Annotated in this window: 14 protein-coding genes; 8 read left to right on the top strand and 6 right to left on the bottom strand. The window is 65.6% G+C overall.

Translation table 11 applies throughout. The annotated features are described in order from the left end of the window. Nucleotides 1–117: 117 nt before the first annotated feature. A complete protein-coding gene (locus tag G6N49_RS07145) occupies nt 118–768 on the bottom strand; it encodes a hypothetical protein (RefSeq protein WP_083045083.1) in 651 nt (216 codons plus the stop codon). 136 nt (nt 769–904) lie between these two features. On the opposite strand from G6N49_RS07145, the gene G6N49_RS07140 reads away from it, so the two are divergent. From G6N49_RS07140 to G6N49_RS07105, 8 genes are all read left to right on the top strand, one after another. Next, nucleotides 905–1264 carry a transcriptional regulator gene (locus G6N49_RS07140; RefSeq protein WP_083045082.1) on the top strand — a complete coding sequence of 120 codons (360 nt, stop codon included), beginning with the start codon at nt 905–907 and terminating at the stop codon, nt 1262–1264. Nucleotides 1265–1309: 45 nt separating this feature from the next. Beyond that, nucleotides 1310–2044, top strand: coding sequence for a hypothetical protein (locus G6N49_RS07135; protein WP_011560496.1), 735 nt, complete (start codon nt 1310–1312; stop codon nt 2042–2044). Nucleotides 2045–2220: 176 nt separating this feature from the next. After that, the gene (locus G6N49_RS07130) at nt 2221–3954 is read left to right on the top strand and encodes an AMP-binding protein (RefSeq protein WP_064872535.1); all 1734 of its coding nucleotides are present in this window, start codon (nt 2221–2223) and stop codon (nt 3952–3954) included. Nucleotides 3955–4090: 136 nt separating this feature from the next. Continuing rightward, nucleotides 4091–5023, top strand: coding sequence for an efflux ABC transporter ATPase subunit, DrrA-related (locus G6N49_RS07125; protein ID WP_083045081.1), 933 nt, complete (start codon nt 4091–4093; stop codon nt 5021–5023). Then, nucleotides 5020–5757, top strand: a complete 738-nt coding sequence (locus G6N49_RS07120) for an ABC transporter permease (protein WP_011768275.1) — start codon at nt 5020–5022, stop codon at nt 5755–5757. The genes G6N49_RS07125 and G6N49_RS07120 overlap by 4 nt, the downstream gene beginning before the upstream one ends. Continuing rightward, complete coding sequence (locus tag G6N49_RS07115; protein WP_011560500.1) at nt 5754–6548, top strand: ABC transporter permease; 795 nt, start codon at nt 5754–5756, stop codon at nt 6546–6548. The genes G6N49_RS07120 and G6N49_RS07115 overlap by 4 nt, the downstream gene beginning before the upstream one ends. 190 nt (nt 6549–6738) lie before the next feature. Beyond that, entirely contained in the window at nt 6739–7227 is a 489-nt protein-coding gene (locus G6N49_RS07110; RefSeq protein ID WP_011560501.1) for a hypothetical protein, read from the top strand. Nucleotides 7228–7229: 2 nt separating this feature from the next. Then, the gene (locus G6N49_RS07105; RefSeq protein ID WP_225891951.1) at nt 7230–8417 is read left to right on the top strand and encodes an HTTM domain-containing protein; all 1188 of its coding nucleotides are present in this window, start codon (nt 7230–7232) and stop codon (nt 8415–8417) included. A gap of 36 nt (nt 8418–8453) precedes the next feature. Here the strand turns inward: G6N49_RS07105 and G6N49_RS07100 are convergent, their stop codons facing one another. The 5 genes from G6N49_RS07100 to G6N49_RS07080 all read right to left on the bottom strand — a co-directional run bounded on the left by G6N49_RS07100 (nt 8454) and on the right by G6N49_RS07080 (nt 15985). Next, nucleotides 8454–9386 (bottom strand): glycosyltransferase family 2 protein, encoded by a 933-nt coding sequence (locus G6N49_RS07100; RefSeq protein WP_011560503.1) that lies wholly within the window; start codon nt 9384–9386, stop codon nt 8454–8456. 32 nt (nt 9387–9418) lie between these two features. Beyond that, nucleotides 9419–10276: a glycosyltransferase family 2 protein gene (locus G6N49_RS07095; RefSeq protein ID WP_235679497.1), complete on the bottom strand. Its 858-nt coding sequence runs from the start codon at nt 10274–10276 to the stop codon at nt 9419–9421. A 47-nt stretch (nt 10277–10323) separates the two neighbouring features. Further along, nucleotides 10324–11286 (bottom strand): polysaccharide pyruvyl transferase family protein, encoded by a 963-nt coding sequence (locus tag G6N49_RS07090; protein WP_064872539.1) that lies wholly within the window; start codon nt 11284–11286, stop codon nt 10324–10326. A gap of 95 nt (nt 11287–11381) precedes the next feature. Then, nucleotides 11382–12704, bottom strand: coding sequence for a UDP-glucose dehydrogenase family protein (locus tag G6N49_RS07085; protein ID WP_011560506.1), 1323 nt, complete (start codon nt 12702–12704; stop codon nt 11382–11384). A gap of 92 nt (nt 12705–12796) precedes the next feature. Next, nucleotides 12797–15985 (bottom strand): MMPL/RND family transporter, encoded by a 3189-nt coding sequence (locus G6N49_RS07080; protein WP_064872551.1) that lies wholly within the window; start codon nt 15983–15985, stop codon nt 12797–12799. Nucleotides 15986–16123: the final 138 nt, after the last annotated feature.

Here is a 16123-nt window from a genome sequence, read left to right as displayed (position 1 = left end):
TTGAGGCTGTGACGGGCCCACCCGCCCGGTTCTACTGAGCCACCACGCGAGTGGCCGTTCTTCCGGAGGCTCCCCGGTGATGGCCGGATCAGTGCCGCTGAACAGCGATTCTAGCGGCTACGCCGAGGGCATCGCTTCCGAGGTCAGCTCGATGAGGGCGAACGGGAACTGTTCGGCGAGCTCCTGCACGGTGGCATGGTCGAACCGGTCGCCGTCGAACCACCAGTCCACGTGCATCACCCCTGCGTCCCGGTAGGCGCGGACCTCCAGCGCATGCCCGAGCAGCGGGGGTTCGTCGCCGCGGGCCGGGGTGGTGCCGATGTAGTTGAAGAACACCTCGGCGGCCGAACCGCTGTCGCCGAAGAAGCCGCCGAGGCGGCCTGCCGGCAGGTCGGTCAGCGCGAGACGCGCCATGAGCACCATCTCGGTGGCGTCGAGCCGGCCCTCGCCGACGCACTGCAGGTCGATGAGCGCGGGTACCGCGCGACCGTCCCGGACGACGTCCACGGCGACCACACCCTCACCCATGGTCCGCGCGACCGTGCGCCCCAGCGCCGCGAGCAGCAGTTCGTCGGCGGCGACGCCGAGCGCGAAGGCCGCACCGTCGAGTTCGAGGGTCAGCACGGTGTCGAGCGGCGCCGACAACCGGACGTGATTGCCGAGACGCACGCCGCGCGGTGCGTCGCGGTCGGTGACACGCATGCGCAGAGGGGGTGCCGCGACGTCCGTCGCGAAGTCGTGCGGTTTAGCCAGGTGGGGAGCAACCATGACCGTTACGCTACGCGGTGTGTCCCAGAATTGGGAGACCACTGCCAAAACTGTGACGGCCGTGTCAATAAGGGTAGAGACGTCCGAATAACGGTTGCCACTGCCCAATGCCGGGAACAGCGTCTATCGTGGACGAATGCCACGTACCGACGAGAACGGCAGACAGCTCAAAGCGTTGCTCGACTACCTGCTCGACGGCGACGTCGAGGCCAAGGCGATCTACGACGCGCTGGGAATCTCGAGCAGTACGTACTACCGCCGCATCAAAGAGCAGGACTATCCCGACGCTGAAGAGCTACGACGCGTCGCCGACCGGTTCGCGTTGAGCTATCCGGACCTCCAGATCCGGTTCGGCCTCATGAGCCGTCAGGAAGTGTGGCACTACGTGGAGTCGGCGCCTTTCACCGTGGCCACCGTTGCCGACGCCGCACCCACGACCCGCCGCAGGCCGAAACTCTCGGAATTGGCACCGCGTCCCGACGCTCCACCGCTGTAGGTCGTACAATTTGCTGAAAGTCTTTCAGCACGAGAGCGACTCCCGATGACACTCGCGGTACTCATTGCCATCACGGTTGGCTGCATGGCGTGGAGTCTGTGGATCCGCCGGGTGACCTGGAGTTGTCGCTGGGAAGTGGCCGCCACCCTCAACATCGCCCTGCAGCTGGGCGCCGTGGTGCTGATGTCGCCGGTGGCGTCCGAAACCCTCGGACACCTCCTCCACGAACTCACCGGGAAGTGGAATCTCGAGGACTACATCGCCCACGACCTCTATATCGTCGCCGCCTCGGCGGTGGTCTACAACACGCTGGGCCGCCTGCAGGACGACCACGCGATGCAGACGTCGTTCAAGCGCTATGTCGAACTGCCCGCGACGCTGTGCATCCCGCTGCTGCTGGCCGCCTTCTCCGCGGGCAACGGCGCCAACATCTACCGCGCGGACTTCTTCAAGACCCCCACCGACTTCTGGCTCAGCGCGTACTGGCTGATGCTCTGCGGCATGTTGATCTATCTGCTGGGCTACGGCGGCCGCGCGTTGTTGGTGCTGCGCAGGGATCCGCGGTCGAGGCGCGTCGCGAACATCTACCTGATCGCGTCGGCGTTCGGGATCATCGCGTGCGCGATCCGCATCGCGACCGCCTACGTGCCCTGGCTGCAGGCCGTCGAGGGCGGCACGCTGGTCTGGATCTTCGCCTGTTTCTGCGGGGCCGGCTTTGCTCTGGCCTCCGCACACTCGTGGCGGATCAAGACGAAGTGGTTCACCGGCGCACGTCACTGAAGGCGGCGACGACAGCAATCAGATCCGGGCATTTCGGTAGGTAGACAGGCCAAGCCGGACGGTTCATCCGCAACACTCCCAGCGCATTTCACCGTCATCGGCGAATGCGCGTTTTGGGCATCGGTTGCCTTATGCTCGGGAGGATTGTTCGCTACCGCAAGGACGAAGGGCCCGCCATGACTGCGTCAACACTTCCCACCGTGCTGCGGGAACGCGCAAGTCTGCAGCCCAACGACACGGCATTCACGTTCATCGACTACGAGAAGGCCGTCGAAGGCGTCCACGAGTCGCTCACGTGGGCGCAACTGTACCGCCGCACGGTGAACCTCGCGCACGAGCTGAGCGAACACGCGCAGCCCGGCGACCGGGCCGTGATCGTCGCACCGCAGGGGCTCGACTACCTGGTCGCGTTCCTGGGCTCCCTGCAGGCCGGACTCATCGCGGTGCCGCTGTCGACACCCATGCCGGGGGTGCACGACGAGCGAATCAGCGCGGTGCTGCGCGACGCCGCCCCCACCGTGGTGCTGACCACCTCGTCCATCGGCGCCATGGTCACCGAATACGTGGCGCCCGACGACGCCGAGACCGCGGCGACGCTGATCGAGGTCGACCTGCTGGACCTCGAGAGCAGACGGAAATCGGCGGCCCGCCGGGTGGAGCGGCCCGAGACGGCCTATCTGCAGTACACGTCGGGCTCGACGCGCACGCCGGCGGGCGTGATGGTGTCCTACCGCAATCTGTCGGCGAACTTCGAACAGATCATGGCGTCGTTCCTGGCGCATTACGGCGGCATCGCACCGCCCGGGACCACCGCGGTCACGTGGCTGCCCTTCTACCACGACATGGGGCTGCTGCTCGGGGTGTTCGCGCCGATCCTCGCGGGCTGGCCGACCGTGTTCACCACACCGCTGTCCTTCCTGGCCCGGCCGGCCAGGTGGATGCAGATGGTGGCCGGCAGCCCGCTTGCCATCACCGCGGGACCGAACTTCGCCTTCGAACTCGCCGTCGGCAAGACCTCCGACGACGACATGGCCGGGTACGACCTCGGCAACACCTGCATCATCATCAGCGGGAGCGAGCGGGTGCACGACGCGACCCTGAAGCGATTCGCGCAGCGCTTCCGCAAGTTCAACCTGCCCGAAGAGGTCCTGCGCCCGGCGTACGGGCTGGCCGAGGCGACGCTCTACGTCGCGACGAATTCGCCCGGCAAACCCCCGACCATCGTGCATTTCGAACCGGAGAAACTGTCGGCCGGTCACGCCAAACGTACCGAAACCGGGACCCCGCTGGTCAGCTACGGCAGCCCCGACTCCCCCGCGGTCCGGATCGTCGATCCGCAGACTCGCCGCGAGTTGTCCGCCGGGGCGATCGGCGAGATCTGGGTGCGTGGCGAGAACGTGTGCCTCGGCTACTGGGGCAAACCCGAACAGACCGAGGAAGTGTTCAACGCGTTCCTCGACTCCCCGTCGCCGGGTACCGACGCGGGTCCGTGGCTGCGCACCGGCGATCTGGGGTTCATCTCCGACGACGAGCTGTTCATCATGGGCCGGCTCAAGGATCTGCTGATCGTGCGCGGCCGCAACCACTATCCGGACGACATCGAGGGCACGATCCAGGAGATCTCCGGCGGCAGGGTCGCGGCGATCTCGGTCGAACAGGACCGGACCGAACAGCTGGTCGCCATCGTGGAGGTCAAGAAGCGCGGCGACACCGACGAGGACGTGGCCGCCTACTTCGCGGACCTGAAGAACCGGGTGACCAGCGCGATCTCCACCGCGCACGGGATCAGCGCAGCCGACCTGGTGCTGGTGCCGCGCGGCTCGATCCCGATCACCACGAGCGGCAAGGTGCGTCGCGCCTCGTGCGCGGAGCTCTACCGCGACGGCGCGTTCACCCGGCTGGACGCCTGACAGCACGCGGGCCAGCTCACCATGAGCGGCTTTCGCCGAACACGCGGCCGGCCCCTGAGCGCCGCCGACTGTATGAACGGACTCCTTCGATGACACCACATGCCAAATCGGTCCACCCGCGGTCTGGGGAGCGCCCGTGATCGAGCTCATCAACGTCGCGAAGACGTTCGGCGGGGGTGTTCCGGCTCTGCGTGACGTGAGCTTTTCCGTTCCGACGGGGTCTGTGTGCGCGCTGCTGGGGCACAACGGCGCCGGTAAGACGACGACGGTCAGGATCCTGTCGACTTTGCTGCGGCCCAGTTCGGGTCAGGCAATCGTCGCCGGCTACGACGTGGCGCGGGCGCCGGCGGAGGTGCGTCGTCGTATCGGCGTCACTGGGCAGGACGCCGCCTTGGACGCCCGGCTCACCGGCCGGGAGAACCTCGTCCTGTTCGGGCGGCTGCGCGGGCTGCGCCGCGCCGCCGCCCGAGCCCGCGCCGACGAGCTCATCGACCAATTCGACATGGCGGATGCGGCTGACCGCCGGGTCAACACCTACTCCGGAGGTATGCGTCGGCGCATCGACATCGCGGTCTCACTCGTGGTCCCGCCGCAGGTGCTCTTCCTCGATGAGCCGACCACCGGTCTCGATCCCCGCAGCCGACGCGAAGTCTGGAATCTGGTGTCGTCGATGGCCGCTCAGGACATCACCGTACTGCTGACGACGCAGTACCTGGAAGAAGCCGACATCCTCAGCGATTCGGTTGTGATCCTCAACGCCGGGGAGATCGTCGCCAGCGGCACGGCAGATGAACTCAAGCAGCAGACCGGTGTCAGCTACTGCCAGATGACCGCGAGGAGTTCGGAGGAGGTGCCGCGGATCGCCGCAGCGCTCGCCGACTTCGACGAGGTCGAGATCGACACCGACACCAGCAGCGTCTCCGTCCCCGCGGCGCAGGGCGTCGCGACGCTGTCGGAAGTGTTCAGACGGCTCAGCGACCTGGACATCGAACTGCTCGACATCTCGCTGCGCCGGCCCTCGCTCGACGAGGTGTTCCTTCATCTGACCACTCCGGCGACCTCGAAGTGACCGCTATCGCGCTCCTGACGCGCCGCACGCTGGTGCGCGGTCGAGTGGACCTGGTGTTCGCCGTGCTCATGCCGACGTTCGTGTTGGCCGGTCTCGTGCTACTGCTGCAGGATGTCATCGCCACCGGCCAGATGAGTTATACGCAATACGTGTTGCCTGCGGTGGTCGTCCAGGCGATGCTGTTCGGTGCGCTGACCACCACGGATCGGGCGGCCTGGGACACGATCAGCGGGCTGAGCACACGGATGCGCACACTGCCGATCTCTCCGTACGCGATGTTGACGGCACGAATGATCTACTGCCTGATCCGGGGCGTGCTGGCGGTGATCGCGTCGGTACTGGCCGCCCACTGGTTCGGGTTCCGGTTCACCACCGGGTTCGGGTACGGCGCGGCCTTCGTCCTGATGGCACTGACGCTGACCTTGGCGTTGTCACTAGGTGCGGATGTGACCGGGACCAAGGCCGGCCGGACCGAGGTGGCCAGCCAACTGCTGCTCGTCCCCCAACTGCTCCTCGTGCTGTTGTCGACGGGCCTGGCGCCCCTCGAGGCGTTCCCGTCGTGGCTGCAAGGCTTCGTGCAGTACCAGCCGGTGTCACAGATCACCGAGGCGATGCGCGGTTTCACCAGCGGTCACGTCGACGCGGGCAATCTCGGCGTGAGCCTGGCATGGTGCGTCGGTCTGCTGCTGGTTTTCGGCACGATGGCCGTCCGATTGCAGGGGCGAACGCCGTGAACTCAACGTCGGAACACCGGCATTCGTTGCTCACCGAGAGTTGGATCTTCGCCAGCCGGCTTTTCATCCAGTGGCGTCGTTACCCGATGGTGCCACTGCAGGCACTGCTGTTTCCCACCTTGCTGCTGATCATCTACGGCGCGCTGGTGGGCAAGTCGATGGTCCGCCTCACGGGCAGCAGCGGGTTGAACGAGCTGATCCCTGTCTGCATGCTCGCCGGTGCCATGGCGGGCGCCGTCGGCGCCGGACTCATGGTGCCCTGGGACCGCGACAGTGGCCTGCTCACCCGAATGTGGGTCATGCCGGTGCACCGGACGGCACCGTTGACCGGTGCGCTGCTTGCCGAAGCGCTGCGCACATTGGTGGCATCGGCAGTCGTCCTCGCAGCCGGGTATCTGATGGGATTCCGGTTCGCGGGCGGCTGGACCGGCATGCTCGTCTACCTACTGATCCCGGTCATCGTGGTGGTCGTGTTCGCGACGGTGGTGATCACCCTCGCACTACGGCCACAGGGCCGGATCATCCTGACGTGGGCCCAGACGGTGTGTGTCGGTTTGGCGTTCGGAACGCTCGCGCCCCCTGAAAGAGTTCCGGCGCTCGTACGGCCGCTCGCGGAGTTCCAGCCGCTCGCGGCGCCCGCGGCGACCATGCGCGCGCTGGCGTCCGGAGGCGACGTGATGCGGCCCATGCTGCTCACGGCATTGTGGGTGATTGTCATCGCGGCCGTGTTCGTACCGCTCACCGTCCGGGGATATCGGGCGGCGGTCGAGGGCGGGAAGATCGACAGCTGAGCAGTACCCGCCGCCCGCGCCGACGCAGGGTAGCCGAGACCGAACCGTAGGCGCCACGCAGGGCGGATGGTGACGTACACCACGCCCGCGGGTTGTACGGTCGCTTTGGCGCGCGGTTGCGACGGTTGCTTTCCGCGACACCGGCACGGGACGCCGGTGTCGGAAGTCGCGCGTCTGCGGGAGGAGAGCGATGACTCGAACCAGTAAGCGCACCGTGCGGATCGTGTTCGCCGCCACGTTCGTGTGGATCGCCCTGCTGCAATACGGCCTGTTCGCCATTGATCGCATGGAGCCGTACCCCGCTCTTGTCCTGCCTGGCTTTCCGGCCCACTGCCCGGGCTGTCTCCTCGAGACCGGCGAACCGGCGACACAGGAACCAGAACTCCTGGTTCGGTTCGCCGACGGGACGACGCAACGCGTTCCGACGGAAACCGTGTTGCCCCCCGGGCCGTCGGTACGCCTCATCGCGTTCACGACCGCCTACAAGAATGACGGTTTCACGTCCGACCCGGAGGCGGTGGCATGGCTCAAATCGCGGATCGCCGAACGCTTTCCCGGTGAAGCCGTTTCCGGGCTCGATATCGTATGGCGGAAGGCGACTTACAAAGCGGCCGATGAATCGGCGATCGAATACGAACCGTCGCACACCATTCACGTCAATTTCGGGACCACGCGATGAGGATGGCCGACAGGTTCGACTCCTGGGTCGCACGCGGGCCTTTCACGCCAGCAGACCTGGGCATATATCGCATCATCTATGCCGTCAGCGTGCTGATGATCGCACCCGACATCGCGTGGCTGGGCCAGTACCCCGACTTCATGTTCCGGCCGCCGACGGGCCCGATCCAATTGTTCTCGAGCTTCCCGTCGCCCGGAATACTCATCGGGTTGGAGAGCCTCCGTTCGATCGCCTTGGTCATGTTGGCCTTCGGCCTGTGGACACGGTTCGCGTCCTTCGCCACAGCGGCGATGCTGATCACCACGTACGGCATCACCTACAGCTTGGGCAAGGTCGACCACACCATCCTGCTGGTGCTGGTCCCCCTGGTACTTGCCTTCGCCGACTGGGGCAACCGCTTCTCGATCGATGCGTTGCGGGCCGGACGCCAAACGTCGCACCAAGAGCAATGGCCGTTACGTCTGCTCGGCCTCCTGATCGGATGGGGATTCTTCACCGCGGCGCTCACGAAGGTCATGACCGGGTGGCTATCGTTCGACAGTCAAGCCGCGCGTGGATATTTCGTGCTCGGCTTCGTGACCCAGGACAGAACGAACTGGTTGGCGGGTTGGGTCGCTGCGCACGACTACCGGCCCGTCTGGGAACTCGCCGACTGGTCGACCGTCGTATTCGAACTTGCCATCCTGCTGGCACTGCCGTGGTGGCGCGCTTTCCGTTCCACGCTGGCGATAGCGACGCTTTTCCACCTGGGCGTCTATCTAGTGATGAACATAACGTTCAGTCACGCCGTCATCGCCTACGGTGCGTTCGTGCCGTGGGGCGCCCTCGCGCGGCGGATCGGTGAGCTTCGGTCCTTGGCACCGGTCGTGACGTACTTCGATCGGGCACGACGGTCGGCCACGAGGAAAGTCGTGTACCCGCTGATGTTTTCGCTCGCGGTGGTGCTCGGCGTCGGAACGTGGTCACTGATGCTGAGCGGGGGCAGTCGCTTTTACCTCTCGCTGGTCATCTTCGTCGGGGCAGCTTTCGGAATGACGTATTTGGCACGCGAAGCAAGAACTGTGTTTCGTCGATTGCTAAGTGATTCCGGAGCCGGCGGTGGGTTCGGTGATGACCGACGTGACCGGGAAGCAGCGACGGCAGGCCCCAAGGGTGGCGGCGCGGACCACGGCGCGCCTCCTGAACCGTGAGCGACACACGCCTGCCTAGACGAATGCTCAGAGCCGTCAGGCGGAGTCGAGATTCGGCGCCACATCGAAGTACGCCGGCATCTCGAACTGCGAACTCTTGAACTTCGCCGAGAAGTAGCCGTACTGGAAGGCCAAACCGACGAGTGCCGTGGCTGCCAGTTCGGCCGGCGGTCGTCGCAGTTCGGCTCGCAGCGTCGCCCAGGCCTCCATCGGCGAATGTCGTCGTGGCGAGTCGTCGCCCTTGCTGACGTCGTCGTTGCGGTGCACCCAGCGCATGTAGGCGTTGCTGTGCCCGTATCGCTTCCATTGACTTGCGAGGTCTCGCATCGAGGTCCGCGGCTCCCACTCCATCAGGACGCGGGTGTCGGTGGCGATCGTGCCGAGTGACTGCTCCTGGATGCGCCAGCAGATGTCGGTGTCGCCGCCGCCGCGCATCGATCGGAACCCGCCCACCTTGGCGAAGGCGATCCTGTCGATACCCAGATTGGCGGTCGGATAGTAGTCGGGCCGCGGCGGCACCATGCCGATGGTCGCCTTCATCGCCCCGCCGCCGCGCGGAAGCATGAACGGCTGCATGCTGGCCGCCAGTCGCGCCGCGAGTCTGGGCCCAGACAACGTGCGAACGTTGGTGCACGACAACGCAACTCCGGGCCTCTCCTGGAGGTCGCGATGCGCCTCGAGTAGACCAGGAAGAGGCCGGCACCGTGCGTCGGTGAACAGCAGGACGTCAGCGGTTGATCTGCTCGCCGCGACCTGGCGCGCATAGTAGGGGCCGCGGCTGTCTTTCAACGCCACGACACCGGCCCCCAGCGAGCGCGCCACCGCTTCGGTGTCGTCGCGAGAAGCGTCGTCGACCACGGTGACCCGATCGCCATCTGACATCTGGTCGTACAGCGGTCGGAGTAACTTCGGCAGGTGCTCGGCCATATCGCGGACCGGGATGATGACCTCGATCGTCGGCTCGGGCATCGATCAACCTCCTTGAGAAGCCATTGCAGGGCTCAACGCGACAGGATCTTCGCCTCTTCGACGAGCATGCCCAGCGCGAAGGCCATCCGCATCGCCGTCGGACGTCGCCATCGCCGCAGGCGGCCCACCGTGGCCCACGCGGAGAACCACAGTAGGGCATGCATGGCGGCAACAGCTGCCATGGGGAGAGACACCATCGACGGCTTGAATCTGGTGGCCAGCAGAATTTCGCCGCGGCCGAAGTTGAAATGCTGGTGGAAGGCGTCCGACAGGTCGGTGTGCTGAAGCTTGTCGACGACCGCATCCGGCACCAGCGTCATCCGATACCCGTTGCGGGAAGTGCGGGCGAAGAAGTCGATCTCGTCGGCGCCGCCCATGAGGGTTTCGTCGAAGCCGCCGACCGCATCGAAGGCCGCCCGGGTGAACCCGCAGTTCGTGCCGTTCGCGAAGGCACTTCCGGTCATCAGCGATGAGTACAGCTTGGATTCCCTGGCCAGCACCGTGCCGTCCTGCAGGATGCGATGCAGGGAGCCACCGGCCGTGTGAGCGCCGCTCTGGAACGCCCGCCAGTAGGCGTCGACCCATCCCGGATGCACGACGTCGTCAGCGTCTGTCAACAGGATGACCCGGCCCCTCGCGGCTTGGGCGCCCACGTTACGGGCCACGTTGACGCCTATGCCGCGGGATGCGTCCACAACACGCACCCTCGGATCCCGCTCAGCCAGGCTTCGGGCGATTTGCGCCGTCTCGTCTGTCGATCCGTTGTCCGCGACGACGACCTCGAACGTCGCGTTCGATTCCTGCGCGAGCAACGCCTCGATCTGGTGGCTCACGAACGGGCCGCCGTTACGCACCGGGATCACCACGCTGATGTCGACCGAATCCCCCATGGGCTGTGAGGATAATCGATGATTCCGAAGGCTCACGGTGCTCGGACTCACGATGCGTATCGGCGGCTGATGCGTTCCGCCAAGGCGGTTTCCGCGGCGCTCCACGTAGGGGCGAAGGTCGCCATGGGCGCGTCCTGAGTCCACGTTTCCCAGAGCGCACGGACCTTGCCGTATCGATCGCTCACCACGATGTGCTCGATTCCACACAGCGTGGCGATGACGTGGCCGTGTAGTCGGTCGGTGACCAGGACATGCCCCCTCGACAAGGTGCGGATCGCCCACCGAAGATTCTGTCGCGCGAAGCTGTCCGCCAGCGTCGACGTGAGTGCAGGGACCGGCAGCTTGCCGGCCGCGGTGACAGCGCTTCTCCCGAGGTTGCGAAGACTGAGAATGCTTGCCGTGTTCCAGTCGACGGTCGGGTGCCCTGAGATCTGTTCGCCGGAGGCTTCTTTGTCTCGGCGTGCCTGCACCACGGCCTCTTCGACAGCCGGTCGACGTTCGAGGTTCCCCAGCGCGAAGGCTGCGTCGGGCACTAGTTCGATGCGGCAATCGAATTCTCGGCGAGCGATGTCAAGTGACCGACGGTCGCGCACAAGGAGCGTGAAATCACGGTGCGACCCGATCGCCCGCTTCAACCTTTCGAGACCGGCCGCGTTCGTCACTTCGATCGACTGAGGAAGCTGCACGATCGGCCTCGTGGAAAAGTCGGTCAGAATACGGATTCTCAGGTCGTCGTGTTGCGGATAAAGGCCGCCGAGATTGCCTCCACCATGGATGACGACGGGCCCGTTCGCCCTCAGCTTGTCGCGTCGGTACATCTGTGATGACGTTGCCGAGGCCACCCTGATACCGAGCTCCTCGGCGATCTTGACCTCACCGAGCCAGATCGCGGAGTCGCCGCAGTTGAAATGATGCGGGAAGTCAACCAGATCCCACTCGGGCACCCCGGCGAAGACGCGCCTCAGGTCGTTCATCAGCCGGTCGCGAATCCGCTCGACGAAATCGGTCAAGATCCCCCCCGTCAACTCGTGCGCAAGCGCCCCACCGGCCGGCAGGGCGTCAAACCAGCCGGACCGTGACGACTTCGTGCCTGCCGAGTGCCCCGTCAGACATTCAGCTGACCTCGGCCCAGGCCGTATACCCGCCAACCGGCGCCCGACCAGAGTTCGGCATCGAGCGCGTTGCGGGTGTCCAGCAGGCTCTGTGTCCGAACGGTCGAGCGGAGCGCGACCGGGTCCAAATTGCGGTATTCATCCCATTCGGTGGCCAGCACGATCAGATCGACGTTCTGGCACGCCTCCTGAACGCTTTCACAGTAGGTGAGCGTGGGGAACCTGGCTCTGGCGTTGGCGATCGCCTTCGGGTCGTGCACGCGGACGTAGGAGCCCTTGAGGTGCATGGCGGCCGCGACGTTGAGGGCCGGCGAGTCCCGCACGTCGTCGCTGTCGGGTTTGAACGCCGCCCCCAGCACGGCGATGTTCTTGCCGAGGAAGTCCCCGCCGAGCAGCGCTCCCGCCACCGACACCGCCTTCTCCCGTCGGCGGATGTTGATCTTGTCGACCTCGTGCAGGAATGTCAGCGCCGCGGAGGCGCCGACCTCACCGGCTCTGGCACTGAACGCGCGGATGTCCTTCGGAAGACAACCACCGCCGAAGCCGAGCCCGGCGTTGAGGAATCTGCGCCCGATCCGGCTGTCGTATCCCAGCGCCTCGCTGAGTGTCACCACATCGGCATCGACGGCTTCGCACACCTCGGCCATGGCATTGATAAACGAGATCTTGGTTGCGAGAAAGGAATTCGCGGCCACCTTGACCATCTCGGCGGTCGCGAGGTCCGTGGTGAGGTAGGGCGTACCTGCGTCGAGGAGTTCGGCGTACACCTCGCGCAGCGTCTTCTCGGCGGACTCGGAGGTCACTCCGAACACCAATCGGTCGGGCTGCAGGGTGTCCTCGATCGCCTTACCCTCACGCAGGAATTCGGGGTTCCACGCCACCTCCATGCGGTGTGGCAGCGACCTGGCGGCCAGTTCGGAGTCGAGCCGCTGGGCCGTCCCTACCGGCACGGTCGACTTCCCGACGATGAGACCTTCGCCGTCGGCGTGTGTCGCGATCATGTCGACCGCGCTGTTGACGAAACTGACGTCGGCGGCATCCGAATCCGACAGTTGCGGAGTGCCGACACACACGAAGTGCACGGACGCCCCGGACACCGCCTCGTCAGGCGATTGCGTGAATCGCAGGCGCCCCGAGGCCATTTCAGCGGTGAGTAGTTCGTCGAGTCCGGGTTCGAACAGTGGGGACGCCCCAGCGGAGAGCTTGGCGATCTTCGACGCGTCGGTATCGAATGCGACGACGTCGTGCCCGAGGCGGGCCATACATGCCGCATGGACCGCGCCGAGGTATCCGGTCCCGATAACGCTCAGCCTCATGAGATGGCCCTCCCCCACTCGAATAGATTCTCAGAAGTCCTGCGCGCGGCGGCGATGCGTCCTGTCAACGCGTTCCCCCTGGAAACAAGATGTTAGACATCGGTGCGAGCTGTCGCCTCTGGCACCTGCTCCGGCGGGCGATCCTCCCGCAGCGCGCGGTACTCCTGGGTGATTTCGGCGAGACGCTGCCTCACCCGTGCCCGCGGACTGCGCGGCAGCAGCGGGGCGGTGACCGCGTCGGCCACATCGGCACGTGGCACCCGCTTCTCGTACTTCGGTTTCGTCGGCCACCAGTTCGCGTTGCCGATCAGCACCGCGGCGGCGGGCACCGTGATGGTGCGCACGATGAACGTGTCGAGCAGCAGACCGACGCCGATGACGAACCCGAGCTGGATGACGGTACCGATGCTGCTGACCGTCAGCGACAGCATGGACGCCGCGAAAATCAGCCCGGCGGAGGTGATCACGCCGCCCGTGGCACCGACGGTGCGGATGATGCCGGTGCGAATCCCGTCACGGGACTCCTCGCGTATTCGGGCGATCAGCAACAGGTTGTAGTCGGCGCCGACGGCCACCAGCACCAAGAACGCCATACCCGGGACGGTCCAGGCAAGTTCCTGTCCGAGGATGAACTGGAAGAACAGCACCCCGATGCCGATCGCGGACACATAGGACAGTACGACGGACGCCACCAGATAGATCGGCGCGACCACTGCGCGCAGAAGCAGGCAGAGGACCAGGAACACCACCAGCAGCGTGAAGCCGATGATGAACCGGATGTCGCCGTTGTAGTACTCCCGCAGGTTGCTCTGCACCGGCGAGAAACCCACCATCGAGATGTCCGCGTTCGCCAGCGTGGTGTCGGGCCTCGCCCCCTCGGCGGCGCCGACGATGTCATCGACCTGGTCCATCGCCTCGGTTCCGAATGGATCCAGCGCGGTCTGCACGAGATAGCGCGCGGTGTGTCCGTCCTTCGAGACGAACAGGTTGGCCGCCTTCTTGAACTCCGGCTGAGTCAGGATCTGTGGCGGGATGTAGAAACCGGCCTGACTTGGCTCGGAGGCATCGCGTTTCATCGCCAGCAGGAAATCCGACGCCTGGTCCAGACCGCCACCGATGTTCTTGGTCTGATCCACCAGCAGCTGAACACCCTCGGCGAGTTGGCGGCTCGAATCGGCCAGCGTATTCGCCCCCTGGGTGACCTCCCGGATCTTGTTCTGCACACCGTTCGGCTCGTCGAGGCCGAGTTCCCGGGCCGCCGCCGTCGCGGTCTTCAGACTCTTGCTCAGCCCTTGGATGGTCTCGTCGAGGGTCTGGTAGCCCTCGGTGTTCTGCAACTGGCTGCCCAGATCGGAGATGCTGTTCAGGTATGGACTCTCACGGGTGCTGACGATGCGGCGCATGTCCTCGCGCGACTGGACGCATTCGGGATCGGCATCGCACGTCGGGCTGGTGTCCAGGGACCGCAGCACCGGATCGGCCCACGCGTAGATGTCGGTCATCCGGTTGACGTCGACACCGATCGCATTGCCGAGGTCACGCATGTTGGTGACCAGCCGCGCCGTGCGGTCGATCTCGTCGAGGGTCTTGGCGCCGCCGTACTTACGCGACATGTCGTCCAGCGCCCCCGCCAGCCCGCGCACACTGCCGACCGCACCGACGACCCCGTCGCGGATCTCGTCGAGCACGTCGGCGAGCTGGTGGGCGCCACCGCTGAGCCGGTTGAGGTTGGCGTCGTTGTCCTCGATCAGGGTCGACGCCTCGTCGAGTTTGCCGCCCACCTCACCGGCCTGGTAGGTGGCCTTGGCCTGTTCGAGCATCTCCCCCGTCGGCCGGGTGATCCCGCGCACCATGTCGATGTCGGGCAGCGCGGCGATGCGCTGCGCCATCTGCTCCATGACGGCAAGTGACCGCGGAGAGCGCAGATCCTGATCGGGGGCGTGAATCACCACGAACTGCTGCATCGTGGTGCTGATCGGAAAGTGATCGTCCATCGCCTGATAGGCGCGGTTGCTCTCGGAATCGGCCGGCAGCGCCTTGCGGTCGTCGTAGTTGAACTTGATGAACCCGGCACACGCCGCGAGCGCGATGAGCACGGTGAGGCTGCCGACCAGATGGACGACCGGCCTGCGCACGATGTGGATCCCGGAGCGGCGCCAGAACCGCCCGGTGAGGTCTTTGCGCGGGTTGACCCAGCCCCGCCGCCCCGCGAGCACGATCAGTGACGGCAGCAGCGTGATCGACGCCAGGAAGCCGATCGCGATGGTCACCGACAGGGCGGGGCCGACGGTGGCGAACACCCCGAGGGTGGTGAATGCCAGGCCGAGGAACGCGATCGCGGTCGTGGCCGCGGACCCGGCCACGACCTTGCCGATGGTGACCAGCGCGCCGATCATCGCGTCGTCGGACTCCATTCCCTCCCGGACGAGTTCGTGATAGCGACTGAAGAAGAAGATCGAGAAGTCGGTGCCCGCACCCATCAACATGCCGGTCATCAGCACGATGGTCTGCGGGCCCAGCCCGAGTCCGAGTTCGCCGAGTCCGGCCACCGCCTGGTTGGCCACGCCCAGCGCCAGACCGATGGTCAGCAACGGGATCAGCATCCCGATGATGCTGCGGTAGACCACCAGCAGGATGGTCAAGATGGTTCCCACCGTGGCGATCTCGATGACCCGCTGGTCGCGCGCACCGATGGCGTTGATGTCCTCGAGGGTCGCCGCGGCGCCCACCATGTTGGCCTGCAGAGTGGTGTCGGCAGTCGTCTCCTTGACGATCTTGCCGGCGGCGCGGTACGCGGCCTGCCCCTTCGGAGTGCCCATGCTGCCGACGAGACTCACCGGAAGATTCCAGGCCTTGCCGTCCTTGCTGGTCATCACCTCCCGGAGTTGGGGAGTCGTCACGAAGTCCTGTGTGGAGATGACGTGCTCTTCGTCGGCCTTCAGACGTTCGACGAGCTCCTCGTACGTCTGCTCGTCGTCGGGAGACAACCCGTTCGGGTTGCTGAGGATGACGACGTTGAGGTTGCTGGTGTTGGTCTCCTCGGCCCCCTTGAAGGCATCGCTCATCTTCTTGCTGTCGACCATGACCGGCGCGTCTTTGGGCAGGAACTCCGGCGGGTTCTTCTGCGACACCACGGCCAGCGGCGGGATCAGCAGGAACAGCACCGCGGCCGCCGCGACCCACGCGACGATGATGAGGACGGGATGACGGACGATGAACCGCCCGAGCTGCGGGAGTCCCCCGTCTGCAAACGCACCACGGAGTTTGGTGCGATCGAACATGATTTTCACGCTACACGGCTCACAAGATCAAAACCCCTGACGCAGTTGCGCTCAGGGCACATCGCCGGTCTCTGCGCCGAGCACCCACGGAAACAGTCCACAACACGATCCGTGTTGTAATCGGGTGTGCTCTTCTGG

It is taken from the genome of Mycolicibacterium monacense (genome assembly GCF_010731575.1).
Classification (GTDB): domain Bacteria; phylum Actinomycetota; class Actinomycetes; order Mycobacteriales; family Mycobacteriaceae; genus Mycobacterium; species Mycobacterium monacense.
The sequence above is the reverse complement of the archived record's forward strand: the minus strand, read 5'-3'. Positions and strand labels throughout refer to the sequence as shown.